The 21,542-nt window shown below is 56.8% G+C and carries 19 protein-coding genes and 1 tRNA gene; 10 read left to right on the forward strand and 10 right to left on the reverse strand.

Annotated elements, in window-relative coordinates; all coding sequences use genetic code 11:
* Positions 1-10: 10 nt before the first annotated feature.
* Positions 11-802 carry a MotA/TolQ/ExbB proton channel family protein gene (locus tag HMPREF3039_RS08115; protein ID WP_067572662.1) on the reverse strand — a complete coding sequence of 264 codons (792 nt, stop codon included), beginning with the start codon at positions 800-802 and terminating at the stop codon, positions 11-13.
* 110 nt (positions 803-912) lie between these two features.
* On the opposite strand from HMPREF3039_RS08115, the gene HMPREF3039_RS08120 reads away from it, so the two are divergent.
* The 3 genes from HMPREF3039_RS08120 (at position 913) to HMPREF3039_RS13800 (ending at position 3,124) form a co-directional block, all read left to right on the forward strand.
* On the forward strand, positions 913-2,481 hold the full coding sequence (locus HMPREF3039_RS08120) for an excinuclease ABC subunit UvrC (protein WP_269447944.1): 1,569 nt from the start codon (positions 913-915) through the stop codon (positions 2,479-2,481).
* Positions 2,482-2,485: 4 nt separating this feature from the next.
* Positions 2,486-2,923 carry a 23S rRNA (pseudouridine(1915)-N(3))-methyltransferase RlmH gene (locus HMPREF3039_RS08125; RefSeq protein WP_067572665.1) on the forward strand — a complete coding sequence of 146 codons (438 nt, stop codon included), beginning with the start codon at positions 2,486-2,488 and terminating at the stop codon, positions 2,921-2,923.
* 63 nt (positions 2,924-2,986) lie between these two features.
* Positions 2,987-3,124, forward strand: coding sequence for a hypothetical protein (locus tag HMPREF3039_RS13800; protein WP_156469866.1), 138 nt, complete (start codon positions 2,987-2,989; stop codon positions 3,122-3,124).
* A gap of 218 nt (positions 3,125-3,342) precedes the next feature.
* Here HMPREF3039_RS13800 and rpsI read toward each other — a convergent pair whose 3' ends face one another.
* Together rpsI and rplM are read right to left on the reverse strand one after the other, a co-directional pair.
* Complete coding sequence (gene rpsI / locus HMPREF3039_RS08130) at positions 3,343-3,738, reverse strand: 30S ribosomal protein S9 (protein ID WP_067572667.1); 396 nt, start codon at positions 3,736-3,738, stop codon at positions 3,343-3,345.
* 15 nt (positions 3,739-3,753) lie between these two features.
* A complete protein-coding gene (gene rplM / locus HMPREF3039_RS08135; RefSeq protein ID WP_067572668.1) occupies positions 3,754-4,182 on the reverse strand; it encodes a 50S ribosomal protein L13 in 429 nt (142 codons plus the stop codon).
* Positions 4,183-4,752: 570 nt separating this feature from the next.
* Between rplM and infA the strand changes: the two genes are divergently transcribed.
* From infA to radC, 3 genes are all read left to right on the forward strand, one after another.
* Positions 4,753-4,953: a translation initiation factor IF-1 gene (gene infA, locus HMPREF3039_RS08145; protein WP_031930865.1), complete on the forward strand. Its 201-nt coding sequence runs from the start codon at positions 4,753-4,755 to the stop codon at positions 4,951-4,953.
* Positions 4,954-5,060: 107 nt separating this feature from the next.
* Positions 5,061-6,551 (forward strand): NAD(P)H-hydrate dehydratase, encoded by a 1,491-nt coding sequence (locus HMPREF3039_RS08150; RefSeq protein WP_067572673.1) that lies wholly within the window; start codon positions 5,061-5,063, stop codon positions 6,549-6,551.
* Positions 6,551-7,261, forward strand: coding sequence for a RadC family protein (gene radC / locus HMPREF3039_RS08155; protein ID WP_067572674.1), 711 nt, complete (start codon positions 6,551-6,553; stop codon positions 7,259-7,261). The genes HMPREF3039_RS08150 and radC overlap by 1 nt, the downstream gene beginning before the upstream one ends.
* Positions 7,262-7,339: 78 nt before the next feature.
* Here radC and HMPREF3039_RS08160 read toward each other — a convergent pair.
* From HMPREF3039_RS08160 to HMPREF3039_RS08175, 3 genes are all read right to left on the reverse strand, one after another.
* Positions 7,340-7,432: transfer RNA gene (locus HMPREF3039_RS08160), tRNA-Ser, on the reverse strand.
* Between the two features lie 359 nt (positions 7,433-7,791).
* Complete coding sequence (locus tag HMPREF3039_RS08170; RefSeq protein WP_147550235.1) at positions 7,792-8,607, reverse strand: hypothetical protein; 816 nt, start codon at positions 8,605-8,607, stop codon at positions 7,792-7,794.
* Between the two features lie 45 nt (positions 8,608-8,652).
* Positions 8,653-9,375, reverse strand: a complete 723-nt coding sequence (locus HMPREF3039_RS08175; RefSeq protein WP_067572680.1) for a hypothetical protein — start codon at positions 9,373-9,375, stop codon at positions 8,653-8,655.
* Between the two features lie 273 nt (positions 9,376-9,648).
* Here HMPREF3039_RS08175 and dnaX point away from each other — a divergent pair, with 273 nt between their 5' ends.
* Genes dnaX through HMPREF3039_RS08190 form a run of 3 tightly spaced genes read left to right on the forward strand, consistent with a single transcriptional unit; the run spans position 9,649 to position 13,321 of the window.
* On the forward strand, positions 9,649-11,925 hold the full coding sequence (dnaX, locus tag HMPREF3039_RS13340; protein WP_067572682.1) for a DNA polymerase III subunit gamma/tau: 2,277 nt from the start codon (positions 9,649-9,651) through the stop codon (positions 11,923-11,925).
* Between the two features lie 31 nt (positions 11,926-11,956).
* Complete coding sequence (locus HMPREF3039_RS08185; RefSeq protein WP_067572684.1) at positions 11,957-12,271, forward strand: YbaB/EbfC family nucleoid-associated protein; 315 nt, start codon at positions 11,957-11,959, stop codon at positions 12,269-12,271.
* A gap of 39 nt (positions 12,272-12,310) precedes the next feature.
* Positions 12,311-13,321 (forward strand): endonuclease/exonuclease/phosphatase family protein, encoded by a 1,011-nt coding sequence (locus tag HMPREF3039_RS08190; protein ID WP_197483336.1) that lies wholly within the window; start codon positions 12,311-12,313, stop codon positions 13,319-13,321.
* A 36-nt stretch (positions 13,322-13,357) separates the two neighbouring features.
* On the opposite strand, the gene HMPREF3039_RS08195 is transcribed toward HMPREF3039_RS08190, so the two are convergent.
* From HMPREF3039_RS08195 to pyrF, 3 genes are all read right to left on the reverse strand, one after another.
* A complete protein-coding gene (locus tag HMPREF3039_RS08195; protein ID WP_067572689.1) occupies positions 13,358-15,049 on the reverse strand; it encodes a putative manganese-dependent inorganic diphosphatase in 1,692 nt (563 codons plus the stop codon).
* Between the two features lie 21 nt (positions 15,050-15,070).
* Positions 15,071-15,844, reverse strand: a complete 774-nt coding sequence (locus HMPREF3039_RS08200) for a TonB family protein (protein WP_067572690.1) — start codon at positions 15,842-15,844, stop codon at positions 15,071-15,073.
* Between the two features lie 129 nt (positions 15,845-15,973).
* Complete coding sequence (gene pyrF, locus HMPREF3039_RS08205; RefSeq protein WP_067572692.1) at positions 15,974-16,759, reverse strand: orotidine-5'-phosphate decarboxylase; 786 nt, start codon at positions 16,757-16,759, stop codon at positions 15,974-15,976.
* A gap of 118 nt (positions 16,760-16,877) precedes the next feature.
* Between pyrF and HMPREF3039_RS08210 the strand changes: the two genes are divergently transcribed.
* Positions 16,878-18,746, forward strand: a complete 1,869-nt coding sequence (locus tag HMPREF3039_RS08210) for an OPT family oligopeptide transporter (protein WP_067572694.1) — start codon at positions 16,878-16,880, stop codon at positions 18,744-18,746.
* A 79-nt stretch (positions 18,747-18,825) separates the two neighbouring features.
* On the opposite strand, the gene HMPREF3039_RS08215 is transcribed toward HMPREF3039_RS08210, so the two are convergent.
* Positions 18,826-21,384: an alpha-N-acetylglucosaminidase gene (locus HMPREF3039_RS08215; protein WP_082770290.1), complete on the reverse strand. Its 2,559-nt coding sequence runs from the start codon at positions 21,382-21,384 to the stop codon at positions 18,826-18,828.
* Positions 21,385-21,542 lie beyond the last annotated feature (158 nt).

The raw sequence follows: 21,542 nt of genomic DNA on the forward strand, positions 1-21,542 counted from the left end.
ATGTTCCCGGTTAAAGTCCGCGCACGTCGCGCAGGGAAGTGGGATCCACAGGGACCCGGGGAAGCTCTTCCTCATGAAAGGCTCCGGCAGGGCCGGAACGGGGTTTGTGGAGCTGGGTGGCCACTACGGAAACGCTGTGTGTCACGGCGGCCTCCAGGTCTCCCACGCGCTTGTGCACCTGGCTGCGGAAATACACATACGCCAGAATGGCGGGAATCCCCAGCAAAAGGCCTCCGGCCGTGGTAATCAGGGCTTCCGCCACGCCGCCGGCCATGTCGATGCGCTGCTTGCCGCCGGAGAAGTCCCCGTTGGCGATCTCGAAAAAGGTTTTCATCATCCCCACGACCGTACCCAGCAGACCCAGCATGGGCGCCAGCGCGCCGATGTCCGACAGCCAGGAAATCTGGCGGCTCATGAAGCCGGCCTGGCGCCCGCCTTCCGCGGCGGCGATTTCCCTCACTTCCTCAAATTGGGCGGAAGGGTTGCGCTGCATGAAGTTGGCTACCGTCAACATCACGCGCGCATAGCAGGAATCCCCGTTTTTGCAGAGGATGGCGAGCCCCGTGTAATCCCTCTTGCGGATAAAGGATTCCGCCTGCTCCACCAGCTTGGGGGGAAGCACGGCGGCGGCACGGGTGGAAAAACAGCACATGACCAGCACGACTACGCCTCCTATGGACAGCAGAAGAAGCGGCCACATGATGAAGCCCCCTTTCATGAACAGCTCGGAAAGAGGGTAATTTCTATCGCCCACGACAAAGTCCATGGCGTTGGCCAGGGTGGAAAATGATACAGGATTCATACAAAAGACATAGTGATTATACAGAAGAAGCCTTCCTAGGCAAGTCAACTGCCCGTAATGCAGTACGTTTCCGCAGTTCCCTTTCTTGCCGCCTATGGCATAATGGCTGCGTGGCAGATCATGAAACACCAACATTGAAGGAGCTCTGGAGGCAGACTCCCCACAAACCGGGAGTCTACATCATGAAGGACGCCCAGGGCAATACCATTTACGTAGGAAAGGCGAAGGACCTTCACCGCCGCCTGGCGAGCTATTTTTCCCCTACCGGGGCCACGCTGGCCAACCACAAGACCCGCGCGCTCATCAACGCCATCGCCTCCTTTGACTATTTTGAAACCCGCAACGACCATGAGGCCTTCCTGCTGGAGAGCAAGCTCATCAAGCAGTACCGGCCTCATTACAACATCCAGCTCAAGGACGACAAGCGTTATCCCCTCCTGAAAATTCCCAAGGGGGAACGCCTGCCGCGCTTTCAGCTCTCCCGGGTGCGCAAGGAGGACGGCGCGCGCTACTTCGGCCCCTTTGTCCATTCCCAGGCCCTGTACGCCACCCAGGAATGGCTCAACAGGCATTTCCGGCTCCGCACCTGCAAGGTGAAAAATCCCGGCCTGAACGACTTCAAGCACTGCCATGCAGACGTCATCCGCAACTGTTCCGCGCCGTGCGTAGGCCGCATCTCCGTGGAAAACTACAACAAAAATTTTGACCAGGCCGTGCGTTTGCTGGAAGGAGTGGGGAAAAAGAACGCGCTGGACGCGCTGACCGAAGAAATGATGCAGGCCGCCGACAGTCTGGACTTTGAACGCGCCGCATACCTGAGGGACATCAGGGACAACCTGATCAAAACGCTGGAACCGGCGCGCCGGTTCCAGAAAGGGACCCCCAACCTGCCCGGCACCGTGCGCCCGGAGGAAGACATGAAGGAACTGGGCGAGGCGCTGGGACTGGACGGACCGCCCGCTATCATGGAATGCTTTGACATCTCCAACGTTTCTTCCAACCACATTGTGGCCTCCATGGTGCGCTTCACCAACGGCAAACCGGACAACAAGGCCTACCGCCGCTACCGCATCCGCACGGTGGACGGCCAGAACGACTTCGCCTCCATGTCGGAAGTCATCAGGCGCCGCTATTCCCGCATCCTGATGGAAAGCGACGCCGTGGCCTCCCGGCCGCCGGACATGACGCTGTACCAGTGGCTCAAGAAACTCAGTGCGGAGGGGAAGGCCCCCATCAAGGTTCCGGACCTCGTCGTGGTGGACGGCGGCAAAGGGCAGCTTTCCTCCGCCCTGGCGGACCTGGAGGCCATCGGCCTGGGAGACATGCCCATCGTGGGCCTCGCCAAACAAAGGGAGGAAATTTTCTTCCCCCACCAGCCGGAACCGCTCCGCCTGCCCCACAGCACGGGAGCCCTCAAGCTCATGCAGCGCATACGGGACGAAGCCCACCGCTTTGCCAACGGATACAATGAACTGTTATACCGGAAACGCATGAAGGAAAGCGCCCTGGACGACGCCCCCGGCATGAGCGCGGCGAAAAAACGGCTGCTGCTGGAAAAATTCAAATCCGTAGCCGCCATCAAGAAGGCGGACCCGGCTTCCATCGCCGCCATTCGCGGCATTTCGGAAACCTGGGCCCGTACCCTGCTGGACTATCTCAACGCTCCATCCAAATCCTGACCCCATGCAATTCCTCATACTGGCCGCAGGAAAGCCTGCGCTGAACTATGCCCGGGAGGGCGTGGAACTTTATCTCAACCGTCTCAAGCCGTTCGGCAAGGCGGAGCTGAAGCTCGTCAAGGACGGCAATTCCAGAGACGTTTCCGAACGGCTGCTGACAGCCAGCGAAGGCTGTTTGCGCATCGCCATGGACGAGAGAGGTGAGCTCTGGACCACGGACAAACTGGTTACACTGGCGCGGAACTGGCAAATGCGCTCCGTGCGCCGCATCGCTTTCCTCATCGGGGCATCGGACGGCCACACGGAAGAACTGCGCTCCCGGTGCGACCATATCCTGGCCCTGAGCAAATTCACCTTACAGCATGAACTGGCGCTCGTCGTCCTGCTGGAACAGCTTTACCGCTGCCATACCATTCTGGCAGGGACGCCGTACCACCGGTAATCCCCTGCGGCCCTTTCCTTTTCCGGAACAGGATTTGCCGGAAACGGATTTCTTTTCCACACCATGGAGAAGAACTTCTCCGGACCAGCGGCAGAGACTGGGAATGGCAATGCCGCCGCATACAAAAAAATACCCGGCGCAGTTGCGACCGGGTATTCTGAACAATTGAAAGGAAAAAACAAACTTAACGGCGGCGCCTGAAGGACAGCACAGTGAGGCCCAGAAGGCTCAGTGAAGCAGTAGCAGGTTCCTGTACATTGAAAGCCCGCAATACATCGGAAACAGTGTCTCCATGGCCGGGCTGCCAGGACGCAAACTGGATATTGGCAACGTAAAAGAGCTGTTCCACTGAAAAGTGAAACAGCTCTTTTTCCGAGAAAGAAATGGTAAATGCCAGTTCCTTCGCAACCAGCCCAGGCTTAGCGCTTGGAGAACTGGTAACGCTTGCGGGCGCCGGGACGACCAGCCTTCTTGCGTTCCTTCATGCGGGAATCACGGGTCAAAAGACCGAATTCACGCAGCTGGGCGCGGGAAGCTTCATCAACCATCACCAGAGCGCGGGCGATCGCCATGCGGATGGCGCCGACCTGGCCATGAATGCCACCGCCCTTGGTGACGACATTCACGTCAAATTTGTTCATGGTGTTGGTGACCTGGAAAGGTTGGAGAACGGCGTTCTGCAACTGAATGGTGGGAAGGTATTCTTCAAAACCGCGGCGATTGATCGTGATGCGGCCGGAACCTTCAGTAAGCCAAGCGTGTGCAATGGCGGTCTTGCGACGGCCGGTGGCGTTGTATGGGGTTGTCTGACTCATGTCTGGGAAAATCGGTTAGAGGGTAACGGCGGTAGGCTGCTGTGCTTCGTGCGGGTGGCTGGCGCCGGCGTACACCTTCAGCTTGGTCATCTGCTGACGGCCCAGGCGGGTATGGGGAACCATGCCCTTTACAGCCAGTTCCAGAAGAAGTTCGGGACGACGGGCGCGGATTTTCCGGGGCGTTTCCACCTGCTTGCCGCCGACGTAGCCGGAGAAACGGGTGTAAATTTTGGCATTTTCCTTGTTGCCGGTCAGCACCACCTTGTCCGCGTTCACGATGATGACAAAGTCGCCACAATCAACGTGCGGGGTGAAAATCGTCTTGTTCTTGCCACGCAAAATGTTGGCCGCTTCAACGGCAACACGGCCGAGCACCTTGTCGGCAGCGTCTATAACATACCATTTGCGCTCTACTTCTTGCGGTTTGGCTGAGAAGGTCTTCATGGTTCAATTCTTCGTTCTCGTTTTTCGGCATCCTGCCGTAATCTTCCAATTCGGGGGCGCATTCCTAATGATTATTCACGTAAATGTCAAATACTTTTTCTCTTTTACACCGCTTTTAGCCCCTTTTTTCCCTTCTGTCTGCGGAATTGTTGCTTAATTGTGACGTTTCCACACTCAGGGCTTGCTCTCACGCAAATATCGCCTATCATGCGCCTGCGCAAAAATTCGTACCCGCGCGTTTGCTAACCTAACAAGGAGAATCATATCAGCCCGAATCCAAGACCCAGCAGCCGCCCCTCCGGCGGACAGAATTCCCGCCCCGGCGCACGCCCGGCAGGCGGAGGCAGTGCAAGACCGGCCGGCAACGGCAGCAGACCCGCAGGCCCTGCCAGACCCGGCCAGCCGCGCCCGGCAGGACAAACCGGCGGAACAGCAGGCCCGAGAACGGGCGGAGGTCCGGGAGGACCCGGACGGCCACGCCCGCAAGGCGGCACAGGTGCAGGAAGGCAGACCAGGGGCAGAAAGCATTTCAGCAAATCCGCTCCCAAGGAAGAAAGCTCCGAAAGCCAGGTGGAAGTGGAAGGCACTATTTGCGCCGTCCTTGCAGGCACCATGTTCAAGGTGCGCCTGCCCAACGGCCATGAAGTTCTGGCCCACATTTCCGGCAAGATGCGCAAGCGTTTCATCAAAATCGTGGTTGGCGACAAGGTCCGCATGGAAATGTCCCCTTACGACATGACCAAGGCGCGCATCACATTCCGCATCGGCTAGCCGTTTTCCGGATTCCTTCCGGATTGACTCCTTTCGTAAAAAACCTTCTCCGGCTTGCAGGAGAAGGTTTTTTTGCGTATAGTGCAGGCTGATTCCATTAACGCGCCATGAAAATTTGCTCCACGGAAAACATGAGAATCGCGGAACGAGAACTCATCGTCAGCGGAACGCCGGCCAGAACCCTCATGCAGCAGGCATCCGCCGGCATCGCGGAAGCCATCATGCAGTTCTTTCCCGTTCCCGGCCTCTGCGTGGCCTATCTGGGCAAGGGCAATAATGCGGGGGACGCCATCACCGTCCTCAACATTCTCCAGCGGCATGGATGGGATACGGGATTCCGCGCCGCCTATCCGTGTTCCGAATGGGGGGAACTCCCCCTCAGACAGTTTGCGGAAATATCGCCCCCCCTGTTGGAATACCAGGAAGCGCCCCTTCCCGTTACGGGAAAGCCGATGGTCCTTCTGGACGGCCTGCTGGGCATTGGAGCCTCCGGCCTGCTGAACAAGGAAATAGCTGGCCTTTGCGCGGAAATGAACTATCTGCGCGACCGTTGCGGAGCCGTCCGCACCGTGGCGGTGGACATCCCCACCGGGATAGACCCGGACACGGGCATGCCCCAGGAACATGCCGTGGAAGCGGACTTCACCATGTGCATAGGAGCCGTTAAACAGGGCCTTCTGGATGACGACGCCACGCTGCATGTGGGACGCGTGGTATGCATTGAGCTCCCCGGACTCCATGTACAGGCCCTTCCCGCCACGGAAATTATCACCTCTTCCCGGCTCACCAAATTTCTCTCCGCACGGCCTTATACGGACTACAAGAACAAGCGCGGCCACCTGGGTGTCATTGCCGGGTCGGAAGGCATGCTGGGAGCCGCCCGGCTCTGCTGTGAAGCCGCCCTGCGGGCCGGAGCGGGCCTGGTCACGCTGCATGTCCACCGTACTGCCTATCCCGTGGCGGCGGCGTGCATGCCTCCGGAAATCATGGTCAAACCCGTGGACAGTTATGCGGACATTTCCATCCGCCCCTTCAGCGCCTTTCTCCTGGGCCCGGGAATAGGCTCCGTATCGGAAGAAGACGCTGAGGCCATACGCATCATTCTGGAAACCGGCACTCCGGCCCTGCTGGATGCCGACGGCCTCAATCTGGCCGCCGCCATGCAGTGGAAACTGGGAAAACACATTCTGGCGACTCCCCATCACGGAGAAATCCGCCGCCTGCTGCCGGAAGCGGACGATTGCGCCATCCGGGCGGATATTGCGGACTGCTTCCTCGCGAAGCATGAGGCGGTTCTCATCTACAAGGGAGCCCGCAGCATTGTCACGCAAAGGGGCAAGCCCTTATTCTACAATATCACGGGAGGCCCGGCCATGGCGACGGCGGGACAGGGCGACGTACTCGCCGGAGTCTGCGGAGGATTCATCGCGCAGGGAGAATCCCTCCTGGTGTCCGCCGTGCTGGGAACCTATCTGTGCGGCAGGGCTTCGGAACTGGCCATCTCCAGCGGAGCGGCCACCCAGCAAAGCCTGACCGCCGGAGACACCCTCCGCCATCTGCCCGCTGCGCTTCTTTCCACCGCACGCCTCTGCTACTAATGATCTCCCGCAAACTTCAGGATCTTCCCTCACAATCCCTGCCCCGTGAAAAACTCATCCGCCAGGGCAGGCACAGCCTCAGCAACGCGGAACTTCTTGCCATCTTCCTCAGGATGGGCATCAAGGGAAAAAATGTGCTGGACATGTCTTCCGACCTGATCCAGGCGGCAGGCTCCCTGGATGCCCTGGCCCATATGGAAGCCACGGAAATAACGGAAATCTGCAAGGGAATAGGAATGGCGAAAGCTTCCACCCTGTGCGCCGCCTTTGAACTGGGGGCCAGAGCCCTGCGAGAGACTCTGGCAAGACGTCCCCTCAACACGCCGGAGGACATTTACGACTACCTGACCACGGCCATGCGCTGGAAAGACAAGGAGACGGTGCTCGTCCTTCTTCTGGACGCCCAGTGCCGCCTCATCAAGCCCGTGGAGATTTCCACGGGGACCCTGAATGAATCCATCGCCCACCCGCGCGACATCCTGCGCCCGGCCATCATTCATAATGCCTACGGATTTATTCTGGCGCACAACCATCCCAGCGGCAACCCGGCCCCCAGCCAGGCGGACGATACCCTGACCGGACGCATCCGGGAATCCGCCAAACTGCTGGGGGTCCGTTTTCTGGACCATATCATCATCGGAAAGCCGACGGCGGCGGTACAGAGAAATTATTACAGCTACAACAGCTACGGTATGAAAAAACCGGTCTGAGCGAATACGCCTTTTTCCCTCCGGATTTTTCAACATGAAAAAAGCCCGTCTGTGAAGACGGGCTCAATCAATGAAAACTGGCGGAGAGAGTGGGATTCGAACCCACGGTGAGATTTGCGTCCCACGTTCGATTTCGAGTCGAGTGCCTTAGACCAGCTCAGCCATCTCTCCGCTTGGAAATCGAAGCTTTTTGTATAGGGTTTGCAGGAAGGTGTAAAGCACAGAATCACTGCCGCCCCTTAATTCAAACGCTTTTAGCGTCTGGGAGTGGCCAAAGGCCCAAGCGTAGCTTCCGCCTCAAACCTCTGGGATTTGTTATGAGGAAGAGCGCTCTTTTCAGGACCGGGCGGCGGCTGGGGAACGCGCTCATGTTCCTTGGGCTCCATCAGCCAGGAACAGGAAGAGACAAGCAAAAGGGAAAAAGACGCAAGCAGTAGGTTTCCTGTGAATTGTTTCATCATTCCGTGTAAAAGTTGAACCCCACTATGCCGGAAGCACAGAGGGGTTCAAGAAAAATGCGTGACAGAACCTTATCTGGCGGATTGGACCGGACGCAGAAGCTGTACCATGTCGCCGGGCTGGATGCTCATGCCGGCAGGAACGCTGTCCTTGACGATGTCGGCCACTGTCTGATTCTTTTCCAGGGAGGTCACTTTCAGCTTGCCGATGCTGCGGCCGTCACGGGTGACAAGCAGAACTGTATTCTGATCAATGTTGCTGCCCTGCCCGGCGCCAATGACCACAAAGCCCCACTGGGGATCCACGGACAGCACAGGGTATTCCCCGCTGTTCTTGGCAAGCGCGGCGCGGTATTCGGCCTGTTCCTTCTGGCGATTGGCCAGTTCGGTAGCCTGCTCCGTGCGCTTTTTGGCGGCAACTTCCGTCGCTCCCTTGATTTGGTCGATTTCTTCCTGAAGCTTCTTGTTGGCGTTTTCCGTGGCTTCCATCCTGGCCTGGATTTCTTCAACGCTGGAAACGCCGAATTCACTCAACTGAGCCTTGAGTTCCTGTACCTGCTGGTTGATCTTGGACAGATCGGCATTCAGCTTGACTTCCTCCTCTTTCAATTCCGAGGACTTGGAAAGCTGTTCATCGCGCTGCTGGGTCACGGAAGCCTTGGTGGAAATCAGGCTCAGGTTTTCTTCCGCAGCACGGCCGCGGTTCTTGATCATGTCATTGCGCAATCCCGTCCAATCCCGGATTTCCTTGTCCAGGACCTTGCGGTAGGCAATCATTTCCTTGAAGTCCTGATACTGGCCATTGATGCCGAAAACACCGCTGAGACCGGAGAACCAGGCGCCTGCTCCTGCGGCAAGAATCAATAAAACTACTAAGACAGTTTTCATTGTGTATATAGATGAGAGTGTATGATGAGTTTTGAACCGGGAAAATTACGGACGGACGGATACGACGACGTCTCCGGCCTCAACACGTTCACCAGCGGCAACGGTGCTGGGAAGAACGGTTGCTGTGGAAACACGGGATTCAACGGCATTCACGTCAAGTTCGGCAATCTTGTTGCCGTCTCTCATCACGGCCAGCTTGGAACCGGGCACCACGCCCAGGTCGGAAGCGCCGCCTTCAATCACGACTACATTGAAATCATCAATCACCTGGGAAACCCTGGTCTTCAAGTTGGGCGGGGAAAGGTGGGCGTCCTGGTCGGCCTTGAGCTGGCGCAGCGCATTGTTGTTGACAACAAGCTGTTCCGTTTCCGCAACAATGGCATCATGCTTGGATTGCTCACCCTGCTTGACAACCTGCAGCTGCTTGGATTCTTCTTCAAGACCTTTGATCCTGTCGGCAATAGCCTGGATGCTTTCCATATCCTTGCTCTTGGACTGGAGTTCTGCCAGAGCGGTCTGCTGGGTTTGCAACTCGGATTTCTTGGCTTCATTGGCGGAGGCCAGTTCCTGGTTCGCGGCTTCCAGTTCATCCTTCTGCTTGGTCAGGGCATTGATGTCGGCCGTAAGGCCTTCATTTTTGACGAGGAACTCCACGTATTTGGTCTTTTCACTCGTAAATTCCTCCCGGAGAGCGTTCAAATTTTTATAACGAGAGCCGCATTCCTTGCGCTCCTTGGTGAGAGCTTCCTCGTTATCAAGATAATACATGGCTCCACCGAGAAGAGCGATGACCAAGGCTGCGATTGATATTTTAACCCACATAGGAAATAATAGAGATGAGAAGGTTCCTGTTACTTTTGTGAGATTGGCACGAACATTTTCAGATTTCAACATCAAAATGACATCCTCATCGTTTTCTTGATATTTTTTTCAGGGCGCTTACGTAAGAAGAGGTCGAAAGCGTAATCCTGTCAGCGCCTTAAAACAATTACACTCTATTTTCTTTTCAAATAGAGCCGCATCTTTTAGTCTTCCTGAACCGTGAGTTACCAGGTCTTTGCCAGAAAATATCGTCCTCTGACATTCAATGACGTCCTTGGACAGGATCACGTCGTCCAGACGCTGAAAAATGCCATTGAACACAATCGCCTCGCACATGCGTATCTTTTCGTAGGTCCCCGCGGCACAGGAAAAACATCCACTGCCAGAATTTTCGCAAAAGCCCTGAATTGTACCGGCGGCCCAAAGGTGGACTTCGACCCGCACGAAGATATTTGCGAGGAGATTGCGGAAGGCCGCAGCCTGGATGTTTTGGAAATCGACGGCGCTTCCAACCGAGGCATCGACCACATCCGGGATTTGAGGGACAATGTGCGCTTTGCACCCAGCAGAGGCAACTTCCGCATTGTTTATATAGACGAGGTGCACATGCTTACGAAGGAATCCTTCAACGCACTTCTGAAAACGCTGGAAGAGCCGCCCCAGCACGTCAAATTCATCTTCGCGACCACGGAACCGCACAAAATCCTGCCGACCATTCTTTCCCGCTGCCAGCGTTTCGACCTGCGTCCCATCCCTTCTGAAATCATTGCCAACCATCTGCTGCACATCGCCTCCGCCGAGGGAGTCTCCCTGAGCAGGGAGGCGGCGTTCGCCGTGGCGAAAGTGGCGGACGGCGGGATGCGGGATGCCCAGTCCATGCTGGATCAGCTGGTTTCCTTCTGCGGCGACCATATTGAAGAACAACAGGTCCTCCACATTTTCGGCATCACCTCACGGGAAACGGTAGCCCAGGCGCTGGCGCTGATTCTCAAGAAGGAACTGCCCAGCCTTCTCCACCTTCTCCATGAACAGGCGGAAGCGGGAAGGGACATGGGACAATTCCTTTCCGAAATTATTTCCGCCGTTCGGGAAATTCTCGTCGCCAAGGTGGACCCGGAAGCAAATTTCGATTCCCTGCCGGAGGCGTCCAAGGAGGAACTTACCGAACTCGTCAAGCGTACCCAGACGGACAAGATACTGCGTCTGGTGGAAGTTCTGGCGGAGACGGAAGACAAAATGCGCTGGTCCACCAATAAAAGACTGCATCTGGAAATGGGCCTGATCAAAGCCGTTCACGCCCTGGCGGAAGCAAGCATCAGCGATATTATCATGGCGCTGGAAGGTGCTCCGCTGCCAGCCTCCATGCCGCAGGCCGCTCCCGCCTCCACAAATCCGGTTGCTCCAGCATCCGTATCTTCCGTTTCGCAGGTATCCGGCAGCCAGCCCATTCAGCCGGCCCCTGCCCCCGCTCCTACTCCGGAGCCCCCTGCCGATACTCCGTCTCCCGCACCCACGGTGCCCGATATCAATGAGAGCAAGGACCTTATGGACCCGGTTCCTCAATTCTCCGCATCCAGCAAGGACACAACAGCCATCGTCCAGGAACGTGAAGCGGAATACGGAACGCCGGCTCCCGCGGAAGAAAAACCTTCCGCCTCCCCCGTATTGCCCTCTCCGGAACCAGAACCGGAAGTTTCCGCAACTGCGGCAGAGGAAGAGCCCCTTCCCTCCATCCCAGATGAAGAGCCGCCATTCCTGAAACCGGAAACGCCTCCCGCCCCCGCACCTCAGCCAGAGCAAATACAACCAGAAGAAATGCCGCGGATTACGTCCGCTCTTTCAGACGCTCCCGTAGCCCCCCCGGACACCACGGAGCCGACCTTCATGGACCCGGAAGAAGGACTCCCGCCGGAAAAGCGCACCAGCAGTTTCTTCGATAACCTCTTCGGCATGGAAAGCGCTCCTGCCCGTCCTGTTTCCACAAACCAAGAAGAAAAACGGGAAGAACAGCCGCGCCCCGCTGTCAAAACCATTACGGAAGCGGACTGGAAAGCCGCGCTGGAACAAGCGGCCGTCAATTTCCCCCTCCAGGCGGATTTCCTGGCCGGAAGCGTCTTCTCCGGCCATGACGGAGCATTCGTCACGGTGGCCTTCCATCCCTCTGACCGCCAGGGCATGGACAGCCTGGCATCCGGACCTCTCCGGGCCGCGCTGGAAGCGGATCTGTCCCGCCGTTCAGGTGCTCCAGTGGCCCTCTCCGTCCGTGCAGACGCTTCCGTTCCCGAACCCGTTCAGGAACAACTGGAACCGCTGCCTGCTCCTCCTCCGCCGTCAAACCCGGCGCCCGCGCCCAAATCCCAGGAACCGCAAAGAAAATCCGCTGCTCCCGTTCAGGAGGCCTCCTCTCAGGAGAGCGACGCAGAAGACTCCTATTATACGGACCCCCTGATTGACGCCGCCATGGAAATATTCCGTGCCCGCATCATTTCCCAATAAACAAGAACACCTATATCCATATTATACAGCCATGAATATTATGAAGATGATGAAGCAGGTCCAGCAAATGCAGTCCGGACTTGCCGCCGCTCAGGAAAAACTGGCCTCCCAGACGGTCACCGCAGAAGGTGCGGGCGGCAAGGTCAAAGTCACCGCCACCTGTGACGGCAACATTACGGAGCTGTTCATTGATCCCTCCATCATTGATCCCTCAGACGCGGAATTCCTTCAGGAGCTTGTGTTGAAAACCATTAATGACGCCATTGTCAAAGGCAAGGAAACTGCCGCTACGGAAATGAAGAAACTGACCGGAGGGCTGGACCTGCCTCCCGGCATGGGCTTTTAACCCATCATCAAGGTGCACCGGCTCAGAAGACGCAAACACTTGGCGGAACAGCCCGCTCTATCCGGAGTCAACCAGCTCGGGAAAGCTTTGGGTTGCGTCTCCCTGTGCCTGTGGGTCATCATCGCTACCATCTTCTGGTCCGGATCGGACACAATGGCGTTCATGACTTCCCTGCCCCTTTGGGCATGCTGCCTCATGTTCGCCTTCCCGGCGCTTATTGCGTGGCTGGTCTTCGGCTCGCGCATCGGCCTTCTGGGCGTTATTGTGTGGGTTGCCTACGGCATCATGACCACGGATTTTCTCCAGCCGATCTCCAGAACCGGCATGGAGTATTACAAAATGCCCCCATCCCCAGACAACCGCCATATAAGAATTCTCACCCTGTATGGCGCATGCGGAGAAAACCCGCCCATTGAACAGATATCCAAGCTCCGGGCGGATGTCATCTTTCTCCAGGGCTGCAGCAACCACAACCGCACGCTCAAATTCGCCTACAGCATCTTCGGACGCACCGCCCATATCAAGCAGATAGGGAGTTGCGCCATCATCGTCCGCCACGGGCAAATGGGGCCGGTACACAGCATCACGGACACGGCTGGGCTCATCGTGGACTGGATTCCGGAAAGCTCATCCCTGGCGATACGGCTGATTAATCTCAGCCTGGATCCCTTTGAACACCGTTTTGACCTGTACTCCCCCGCCTGTTGGAAATACTTCCATACCCTCCGGTTTGTCCACCGCAAACAAATCCAGTACTTGTTCGACACTCTCCGGGAAGTGGGAGTCCAGGGAGGGGAACTGCCCATCATTCTGGCGGGGAACTTTAATGCGGCGCCTCAATCCCCCATCTTTGTAAAATTCAACAAGGACTTTCAGGATTGTTTCAAACTCAAAGGGGCCGGATACGGCGCCACACAGCCCGTGGATTTTCCCCTGCTCCGGCTGGACCGCGTCTTCTGTACGCATCCCCTCCGTCCGGAACGGGCCTGCACCGTCCTTGTTCCAGACACGCTCAGGCGTTCCATTCTGGCGGATATATCCATGCCTTGATCCCCGCTCCATGCTCCGGAAAAGGAGAGAAAATCCCTATAATACTTTCAAGGCGCGGGAAATGGCCGGGAACAACTGCTTCTTGCGGCTGACTACGTCCTTGGCGGCAAACAGGTTGGGGCCCAGGCGCTCGTACTCTATGTGCTCCAGCACTTCCTCATCCCCTACGGCCAGCAGCATGGAATCATGCGTGACGATGTCCGTCACCAACAGGCAGGCCAGCTTCAAATCCTCTTCCTTCTCCAGCTTCCGGAGTTCCTCCAGCAAACCCTCCTGAACCTCCTTCAGGCCGTACATGCCAATTTCCTCAATCTGGGAAATGCTGATCTTATGGCCATACTCGGTAAATGTCTTGCGGTCCGCCTGCACAATGGCGGAGGGAGCCGTTTTGGAACGCAGCAGGGAACCGGTGGCAAAAAACTCTTCCGTAAACTTCTTGGCGTCTATCTTGGCAATCCCGGTGAGCCACTCCAGCATCTCCCGGTCTGCCCGCGCGGTAGTGGGAGAAGTCAGGTTGAGCGTATCCGATAGAATGCCGGCGCACAAACAGATGGCCGTGGACCGGGAAGGCTCCACATCACGATGATAGAACCTTCGCGCCACCAGGGTGGAGGTAGAACCCACCGGTTCATTCAGAAAACGGATAGGATCACGTGTGGAAAGCTGGGTCCCCAGGCGGTGATGGTCCATCACCTCCACGATTTCAGCCTCTTCCACGCCCTTGACGGCCTGGGAAAACTCGTTATGGTCCACCAGGGCCACCTGCGTACGAGGCGGATCGACAAGATCCGTCTTGCTTAGGACGCCTATCATCTTGTTCGTCTTCACGCTCATCACCGGGAACAGGGCCTGCTTGCGCTTGACGGCGGCCTGCCGCAGTTCCGGGAGAGGCATATTCTCGGGAAACACCGCATAATCCGTGTGAACCTGCTCCCTCACCTTCCGGGAACAGCGGATCAACTGGCCCACACTGGCCGTATCCCAGGGCGTGCTCAGAATGCAGGTCCCCGTGGCCTGGGCGGTTTCAATAATATCCAGGGAGGGAGAGGAACCCGCCGTCGTCACCAGGGCGCGCACTCCGTGTTCCACCGCGTACAACTGCACATTCGGACGGTCTCCACAAATCACCACCAGGTCCTGCACGATTCCCTTCCGCTTGTAATTGGCCAGCCTCGTCCGCACGCTCGGTTCGCTGGAAGCGCCCACCAGCAGGATATTCTGGGTCTCTTCCTCGCTCAGCATTTCTCCGGTCAGGCACTTGCCGTCAATGGTTCCGGCAATGTTGCTCAGGCTGGAAAAGACGGACCGCACATTCATCTCCGTCATGTTCAGCGGCATCAGGAGACTCAACAAGTCAAAATAACGCAGCAGGCCATGCAGATTGCGGTCCGCATCAATCACCGGAATGGTCTGGAGGGAATTCTCCGTCATTCTGCGGTATGCCGTCAAAAACGTATCATCCGGGCTCACGCTGATCACATCCCGTCGGCAAATCGTCCCGGCAGTGGGCGTCACGTCGTGAATCAACACAGGTTCCGGCACTCCGGCCTTCTCCAACACCCATGAAGTCCTCAGCGTCATCTCTCCGCACCGGGCGGCTATGGCATCAGGTTCTCCGTGAGTTCTCAAAAACTCCGCATTGCCTATGGCGGAGCAGATGGCGTCCGTATCCGGATTCTGATGCCCGATCACGTAAATGGGCCTTCTCTCTGTTTGCTCCGGAATCATTTTTCGTTTCCTTCTTGCAGGTTAATCGATGTTCAGCCGGACGGGCACCACCACCTTGGAAGCTATGGGCACACCATCCTTTTCTGCCGGATAAAAAGTCCAATTCTCCTTCACCCAGCGCATGAAAAGACGGTCCAATTCCGCCTTTCCGGTAGACTGGAGGAGATTGACGGATGTAGGTTCGCCACGGGCATTTACCCCCACCACGACTTTCACCACGGCATTCACCTTGCCCACCCTAGAGGAATTTACGGAACCGGGCAAGGACGGAGCATGTTTATAACGCACCTTTTTGTCCGGAGTGACATTCTCATCCGGCACGGCGTGTCCGGCAACGGGAACCACCGGTTTTTTCACGGCAGGCCGGGGTTTTACCTCCCTCATGTTGATCTGCATGGCGACCAGTTCCTCCGGCAGAAGTTCGCTTTCCGGGACATCGGGACGGATATCCTCCACATCCGGCGAATGTTCATGGTCCGGCAGTTCCACGGCCAGAAGGTCTTCATCCGTGGCGATGGCCGGAACGGAACTGACGGTTGGCGGAGCAACCGCAGGGTCCACGGGAACGGGGCTCACCTCATTCACTTCTTCAAGCACCTCATCGGATGGAGCTACGAACTCCATGACAATCTCTCCCTTCTGGATGGAAGGAAGCCACCATTCCTGATAATGGATGGCCACCAGCACGGCGCACAAGGCTACCTGAACGCCCACAGCCACCCCCAGAGCAATCAATATTGCAGATTTGGAGGAGGAACGAGGCTTGAGCCTCACAATCCGGGGCTTTTCATCCATAAGCAGTGGGCAAAGGGCAAGTGCCTTTTCAATATAACAGACACAGCCCCTTTGACAAGCAGCAGCCCAGCCATACGCAGGACGTTACCATTTTGTTATCTCCGTGAAAAATGAACATACACACGGGAATCAATAGCCCAAAGCCTCATGGATACGGGCGGCAAACGTCCGCGCCTTTTCCGCAAAGCCCAGTTCCGGATTCTGGTACATGATACCGCGGGACACGTTGATCAGGGGAGGCGCCGCATGGCCGGAACCGCTCAGGCTGGAAAGATCGCCTCCCTGGGCGCCCAGTCCGGGAATCAACAGAGGAGCGTCCGGGATGCGCGCCAAAATGTCGGAATCGGCATTGGTCAGCCCCACCACCATGCCTACGGACGTTTTGCGGTGTTCCTGCATGGACCGCCGCACCATGTCTCCTACCAGCTCATACACCTTGCGACCGTCCGACAGCTCCCGGCGTTCGATGTCGGAAGAACCGGGATTGGACGTAACCGTCAGCAAATAAACGCCCTTGCCTTCATAGTCCAGAAAAGGTTCCAAAGTATCATATCCCATGAAGGGGTTCAACGTAACGGCATCCACACCCAAGCGTTCAAAATAGGCTTGTGCATAATACTTCTGGGTCTCTCCGATGTCGCCGCGCTTGACGTCCAGCACCACGGGAACGTCATCCGGCATATCAGGCAGCAATTCTTCCAGCATTTCCAGACCGCGCAGTCCCATGGCCTCGAAATAGGCGATATTCGGCTTGAACGCGGCCGCATAAGGAGCGGTTTCCTCCACTACCTTTCGCAGCAGGGCCGGAACGGCCTGCAAATCATCCATGACAGGGCGTGGATCCAGACCCACGCACAACGCGGAACCGGTCTTTTCAATGCGGGCGGCGAGTTTATCCGTAAAAGAAATGCTCATGGGCGAATTAAATCACGGCAACCACAGGCAGGCAAGCCCCAACGGAACTCCTGCCAAACGCAGAAGAACGGCAGATACGGCTTTTCCAGGCCGTTCTCCCATGCTATGTTCCGGCCATATGCCGCACACTGACGTTCCCGCCGGACAGCCAACCCTCTCCTGCCTGGAAAAGCCTCTGCCTCTAGACGGATTCCGGGGAACCCCGGAAGAAATAGAACAACAATGGTACGACCAGGTCTATCTGGGTTCCGGAGACAGAATCAAGCAGCTTACCTGGAGAGCCGTCATCGTCGGAATGCTTCTGGGCTCCATCCTCTCCCTCACCAATCTGTACGCCAACCTCAAGATGGGCTGGTCCTTCGGCGTAGCACTGACGGCGGGCATCATTTCATTTGCTCTCTGGAACGCCTTTGTCCGCCTGGGAATTTCCAAATCTCCCATGACCATTCTGGAAAACACCTGCATGCAGTCCGCCGCCAGCTCCGCAGGCTACTCCACGGGCGGCACGCTTACATCGGCCGTAGCCGCCCTTCTCCTGCTCACCGGACAGCACATGCCCCTGGGAGTCACTTTTGCCTGGATATTCTTTATCGCCGTATTGGGCGTCACGATGGCCATTCCGATGAAACGCCAGATGATCAACATCGAGCAAATCAAATTCCCGGACAGCATCGCCACGGCGGAAACGCTCAAAGTCCTCTATTCGGAAGGGAAAAAGGCGGCCGGACAGGCCAAGGCCCTGCTTTACTCCGCACTGTTTGCCTCCGCCAATGCCATCGCCATGGCCCTGGGCGGGGAAAAATGGCTGGGAACCGTCCAACAGCATATCCTGGGAAACTGGTACCAGAGAACCATTTTCTTCAAATGGGACCTCATGTTTGTGGGTGCAGGCGCACTGGTGGGTATGAAAACCTCCCTCAGCCTTTTCATCGGGGGCACCGTCTGCTGGGCTCTGTACGTTCCCTGGCTGGAAAGCCAGGGCCTGCTTGCCGCTGGAGCCGGCTACCGCGACAGCGTTGGATGGACGCTGTGGGGAGGCACCGCATGCATGGTCGTAGCCAGCATCGTGGCCTTCCTCTTCCAATGGAAAAGCATTGCACGCTCCTTCTCTTCCCTGGGAGCCATGTTCTCCATGAACAAAAAGCGCCATCTGACGGATGTGGAAAAAATAGAAACGCCCATGAGCTGGTTCCTGGCCGGGCAAATCATCTCCCTCATCGCGCTCAGCTACCTGGCCTACACTACCTTTGACGTTCCCTACTGGATGAGCTGTCTCGCCGTTTTCATCTCCTTCTTTCTGGCGCTTGTCGTATGCCGGATTACAGGGGAAGCCAACATCACACCCACCGGAGCCATGGGAAAAGTCACTCAGTTGATCTTCGGAGGAATTGCGCCCGGCCACGTTACGGCCAACCTTATGGCGGCCAATATTACTTCCGGAGCCTCCAGCTCTTCGGCCGACCTGCTCGTGGACCTCAAGGTAGGGTATCTGCTGGGAGCCAACCCCCGCAAGCAATTCATTGCTCAATTCTCCGGCATCTTTCTGGGAACGCTCGTCTCCGTGCTGGCGTTCCGCTCCCTGGTGCCGGACGTAGATGCCCTCCAGGCTTTCAATGCACCGGGGGCCAGGACATGGGCGGCAACGGCGGAAGCCCTCGGCATGGGATTCAGCCATCTGCACAGCATCAAGGTTCTCTCCATCATTGCAGGCGGCATTCTCGGTCTGGTTCTTGTGCTTGTTCCACGCTACTTTCCCGCTGTGGGGAAATGGTTGCCTACCCCCATCGGCTTCGGCCTTGCGTGGGCCATTCAATGGAATGACTCGTTCCTCTTCTTCGCCGGGGCCGTCCTCGGCTGGGCGGCAGACCATCTCTTCCGGTCCAAATCCAGGGAATATAAAATCCCCACCGCCTCCGGCATCATTGCCGGGGCGGCCCTGACAGGCATGGCCATCCTGATGTTCAGCATCTACCAGTCCGCCCGCTGATACATCCTTCCAGCCCCATGCATCGAATTCTGGGAAAAACATTTCCCGGAGCCTGAATCAAACAAACCTTGGACGGCATTCAATTCCCGTTCTTCTTCAGAATCATTTCTCCCTGGGAATCCGCTCCGGACGCGCCGCTCACCTCCGCTTTCAGCGTATAGGAATCCAGATTGGTGCGGTACTTCTTCAAAACAAGCGTATAGGAATTCCCGTTATTCTCCACGCCGGTCCACCCTTCGTGAACATCCGCAGCCACTTCCCGGTCGCCTTCGTACAATTTGACGGAATGAATCTTCAAGGCACTGGAGCCTCCCTTCCACTGGAACGTGGCTGTGTAAGTGCCCGGAGCATCCACCCGGTCCGTTACATCGAACCGCAACGGGGAACCCTGTTTCAAATCCCAGGCGAGTCCCGATGAATGCTTCTCGTCCCGACACAGCGAGTCGAGCACTTTCCGCCGGGCTTTCATCACCCGGTTGGCTACCGCCAGAACATCTCCGGACGGAACAACCGGATACACCTTGCCATTGCCGGCGAATGACAATTCCTCCCGAACTGTTTTATCCAAGAAAGAGGCATCCGCGGCAGCACGGTCCTTCTTCCCGGTCAGCACTTCCAACTGGGACTCAAAAAAATTCTTCCACCGGGGCAGATAAAAATCGGCTACCAATCCGGCCCACTGCCGGTTCGAGTAATCGTTCAGTGCCCTGGGCGCCTGGTCGATCCACGTTGTCAGCAGCATCTTGGCGGAACGATCCATCAGGGCTTTTTCCTGGCTGGTTTTCCCCCAATTCAGCGCCTTTTCCTGCCAAGTCCCCAGCAGAAACTGCCTGTCCGTCGCCAGAACCGCATCCATATCCGTGATCAGGGACAGGAAAACCTGCACCTGTTTTTTGTAGCCGGAAACATCCCTCGCATCAAAAGCGGCCCGGACCCGCTGAAGCTGGTAAAAGGCGGCATCGGCAAGCACTTGGCGGACCAAGTCCACCAGATCATAGCGGAACGTCTCTTCCTTCATCAGCGACGGCTGTTCATTGGCCGCCTTCAAATAATCGCGCGCCGCGCTGACGATATCCCCCAGACGATAATATCTTTCTCCGCTGGACCAGGTGGAAGCCTTGCGGACATTCCAGGCCGGACGGGCGCAGACAATGGACTCCGTGCATCCCTCCTGGGAACGGACGGGACTGTAAATGGAGGAAGAGAGTACTCCCAAGGCATGGACAACCGATTCCGGAGCCTTGCCGTAGCGCTGAAGAGCATATTGCCGGAGCCATTCCTTGACGGGGATGTCTTCCAGGGTCCACAGGCGGTCGCAAAACAGGGCATAATGAAGAGGATTTGTTTCAAGACCTTCGGACAAAACTCCCATGCCCGTCAATCCCTTGTCCATGTATGCGGATAAATCGCTTCCCAACCGCGACAACAGGGGAATGCCTCCGTACATTCCCGTATTGCCGCCGAAATTGGACAACTCGCACCAGACCCAGGGAATGCCGTCAAAGGTCCTTAAATTCTTTCCTCCGTCGGCCATATCCTTGGTCAACTGCAAAACCAGCGCATGCTTCGGATCCATGCCATTCAACAATTCGCGGGAAGGATTGCCTCCCCATGCCTGAATCACCCACGTAGAACCGGGAGAAGCCTTCTGCATGGCCTTCTGGACGGCCTCCGCCGCCTGTGTCACATTGATATTCCCCTTGCTCCCCCCTTCGTGAAACAGATCGCCGCCGAACATTTTTCCGGAAATACCGTACACCTTGCGAAGGGAACGATACCAGTCCGCCGCCAGCTTGGGAAATGCCTCGCACGTGGGATCGACCATCCAGGGACGCTTGAAATTGACCCATTCCCCCTGCGGAATTAACTTCAATCCTTTCATCCGAACATTCTCCGAAAAATCCGCGGGAACAAATCCCACATACCCCTGGAGGACGGGAGTCATGCCCAGTTGCTCCATGCGGGACACGATCCGTTTCCCCAACTGCGCCATCTCATCGATCTGCCTCTGGGTAAGCGGACCGCCGTGCCCCTCCAGATTACCCATGTTCCACCAGGCGGCAAACGCCGGATTGGGAATAAAGCGGATGGCCTTGTCTCTGGGATATCCCAGGCCGATCAAAAAATCTTCCCAGGTCTTCTCCAGGCCGGCCGTCACCAGGGCATGGGTGAAACCGTTCAAAGCCAGAAAATCAATTTCCTGCTGCCACCTCTTCCAGTCCCAGAAAGCCGCCGTGTAAGACAAGGTGCAATAATTGTAGGCAAAAACAGTTTTCCAGGGAGACTCAATCGTAACAGGACTTGCAGGAGCCGGCAATGGGGAAGGCGGCGCAAGCCGGTTGCCGTTCCACGACAAATGAACCTTGGCAATATTTTTCAAATACCAGCCATAGCCGGCTATCAGGCGCCGCACGTCGGAAGCCTCCACCCGAATGGAGCCTGGGGCCCCGGAAATCGTAATCCTGTTTTGCAAGGCGGGATTGAGTTTGAATGACACAGCACCTTTGGCAGAGGGAGTCACACGCTCCACCACCCCTTCCACCGCCGCTACCGGAGAAACATCCGCCGGAGCCGCCAAAACTACAGGAGCGGCAGCCAATCCCAAAACGGAACAAACGGAAGCATAGCGTGAAATCATGGCAATGACTATACATTCAGTACCCTGCCCCGTCTTTCAAAAACGATCCCCGCCATGAGAAAAATCCCGACATCTTTTACTTTATCTTTTTTCCGGTCTTTTAAACTATTCTTCCTGCTTTAACTTTCAAGTGTTCGTTACAATTCTTTCATGGACTT

Source organism: Akkermansia sp. KLE1798 (assembly GCF_001580195.1).
Classification (GTDB): domain Bacteria; phylum Verrucomicrobiota; class Verrucomicrobiia; order Verrucomicrobiales; family Akkermansiaceae; genus Akkermansia; species Akkermansia biwaensis.

What these genes read in the sequence shown, in the direction of transcription:
- HMPREF3039_RS08115 (WP_067572662.1), bottom strand. Translation starts at nt 802, where the DNA reads ATGAATCCTGTATCATTTTCCACCCTGGCCAACGCCATGGACTTTGTC.
- HMPREF3039_RS08125 (WP_067572665.1), top strand. Translation starts at nt 2,486, where the DNA reads ATGCAATTCCTCATACTGGCCGCAGGAAAGCCTGCGCTGAACTATGCC.
- HMPREF3039_RS13800 (WP_156469866.1), top strand. Translation starts at nt 2,987, where the DNA reads ATGGAGAAGAACTTCTCCGGACCAGCGGCAGAGACTGGGAATGGCAAT.
- rpsI (WP_067572667.1), bottom strand. Translation starts at nt 3,738, where the DNA reads ATGAGTCAGACAACCCCATACAACGCCACCGGCCGTCGCAAGACCGCC.
- rplM (WP_067572668.1), bottom strand. Translation starts at nt 4,182, where the DNA reads ATGAAGACCTTCTCAGCCAAACCGCAAGAAGTAGAGCGCAAATGGTAT.
- HMPREF3039_RS08150 (WP_067572673.1), top strand. Translation starts at nt 5,061, where the DNA reads ATGAAAATTTGCTCCACGGAAAACATGAGAATCGCGGAACGAGAACTC.
- radC (WP_067572674.1), top strand. Translation starts at nt 6,551, where the DNA reads ATGATCTCCCGCAAACTTCAGGATCTTCCCTCACAATCCCTGCCCCGT.
- HMPREF3039_RS08170 (WP_147550235.1), bottom strand. Translation starts at nt 8,607, where the DNA reads ATGAAAACTGTCTTAGTAGTTTTATTGATTCTTGCCGCAGGAGCAGGC.
- HMPREF3039_RS08175 (WP_067572680.1), bottom strand. Translation starts at nt 9,375, where the DNA reads ATGTATTATCTTGATAACGAGGAAGCTCTCACCAAGGAGCGCAAGGAA.
- HMPREF3039_RS08185 (WP_067572684.1), top strand. Translation starts at nt 11,957, where the DNA reads ATGAATATTATGAAGATGATGAAGCAGGTCCAGCAAATGCAGTCCGGA.
- HMPREF3039_RS08195 (WP_067572689.1), bottom strand. Translation starts at nt 15,049, where the DNA reads ATGATTCCGGAGCAAACAGAGAGAAGGCCCATTTACGTGATCGGGCAT.
- HMPREF3039_RS08200 (WP_067572690.1), bottom strand. Translation starts at nt 15,844, where the DNA reads ATGGATGAAAAGCCCCGGATTGTGAGGCTCAAGCCTCGTTCCTCCTCC.
- pyrF (WP_067572692.1), bottom strand. Translation starts at nt 16,759, where the DNA reads ATGAGCATTTCTTTTACGGATAAACTCGCCGCCCGCATTGAAAAGACC.
- HMPREF3039_RS08210 (WP_067572694.1), top strand. Translation starts at nt 16,878, where the DNA reads ATGCCGCACACTGACGTTCCCGCCGGACAGCCAACCCTCTCCTGCCTG.
- HMPREF3039_RS08215 (WP_082770290.1), bottom strand. Translation starts at nt 21,384, where the DNA reads ATGATTTCACGCTATGCTTCCGTTTGTTCCGTTTTGGGATTGGCTGCC.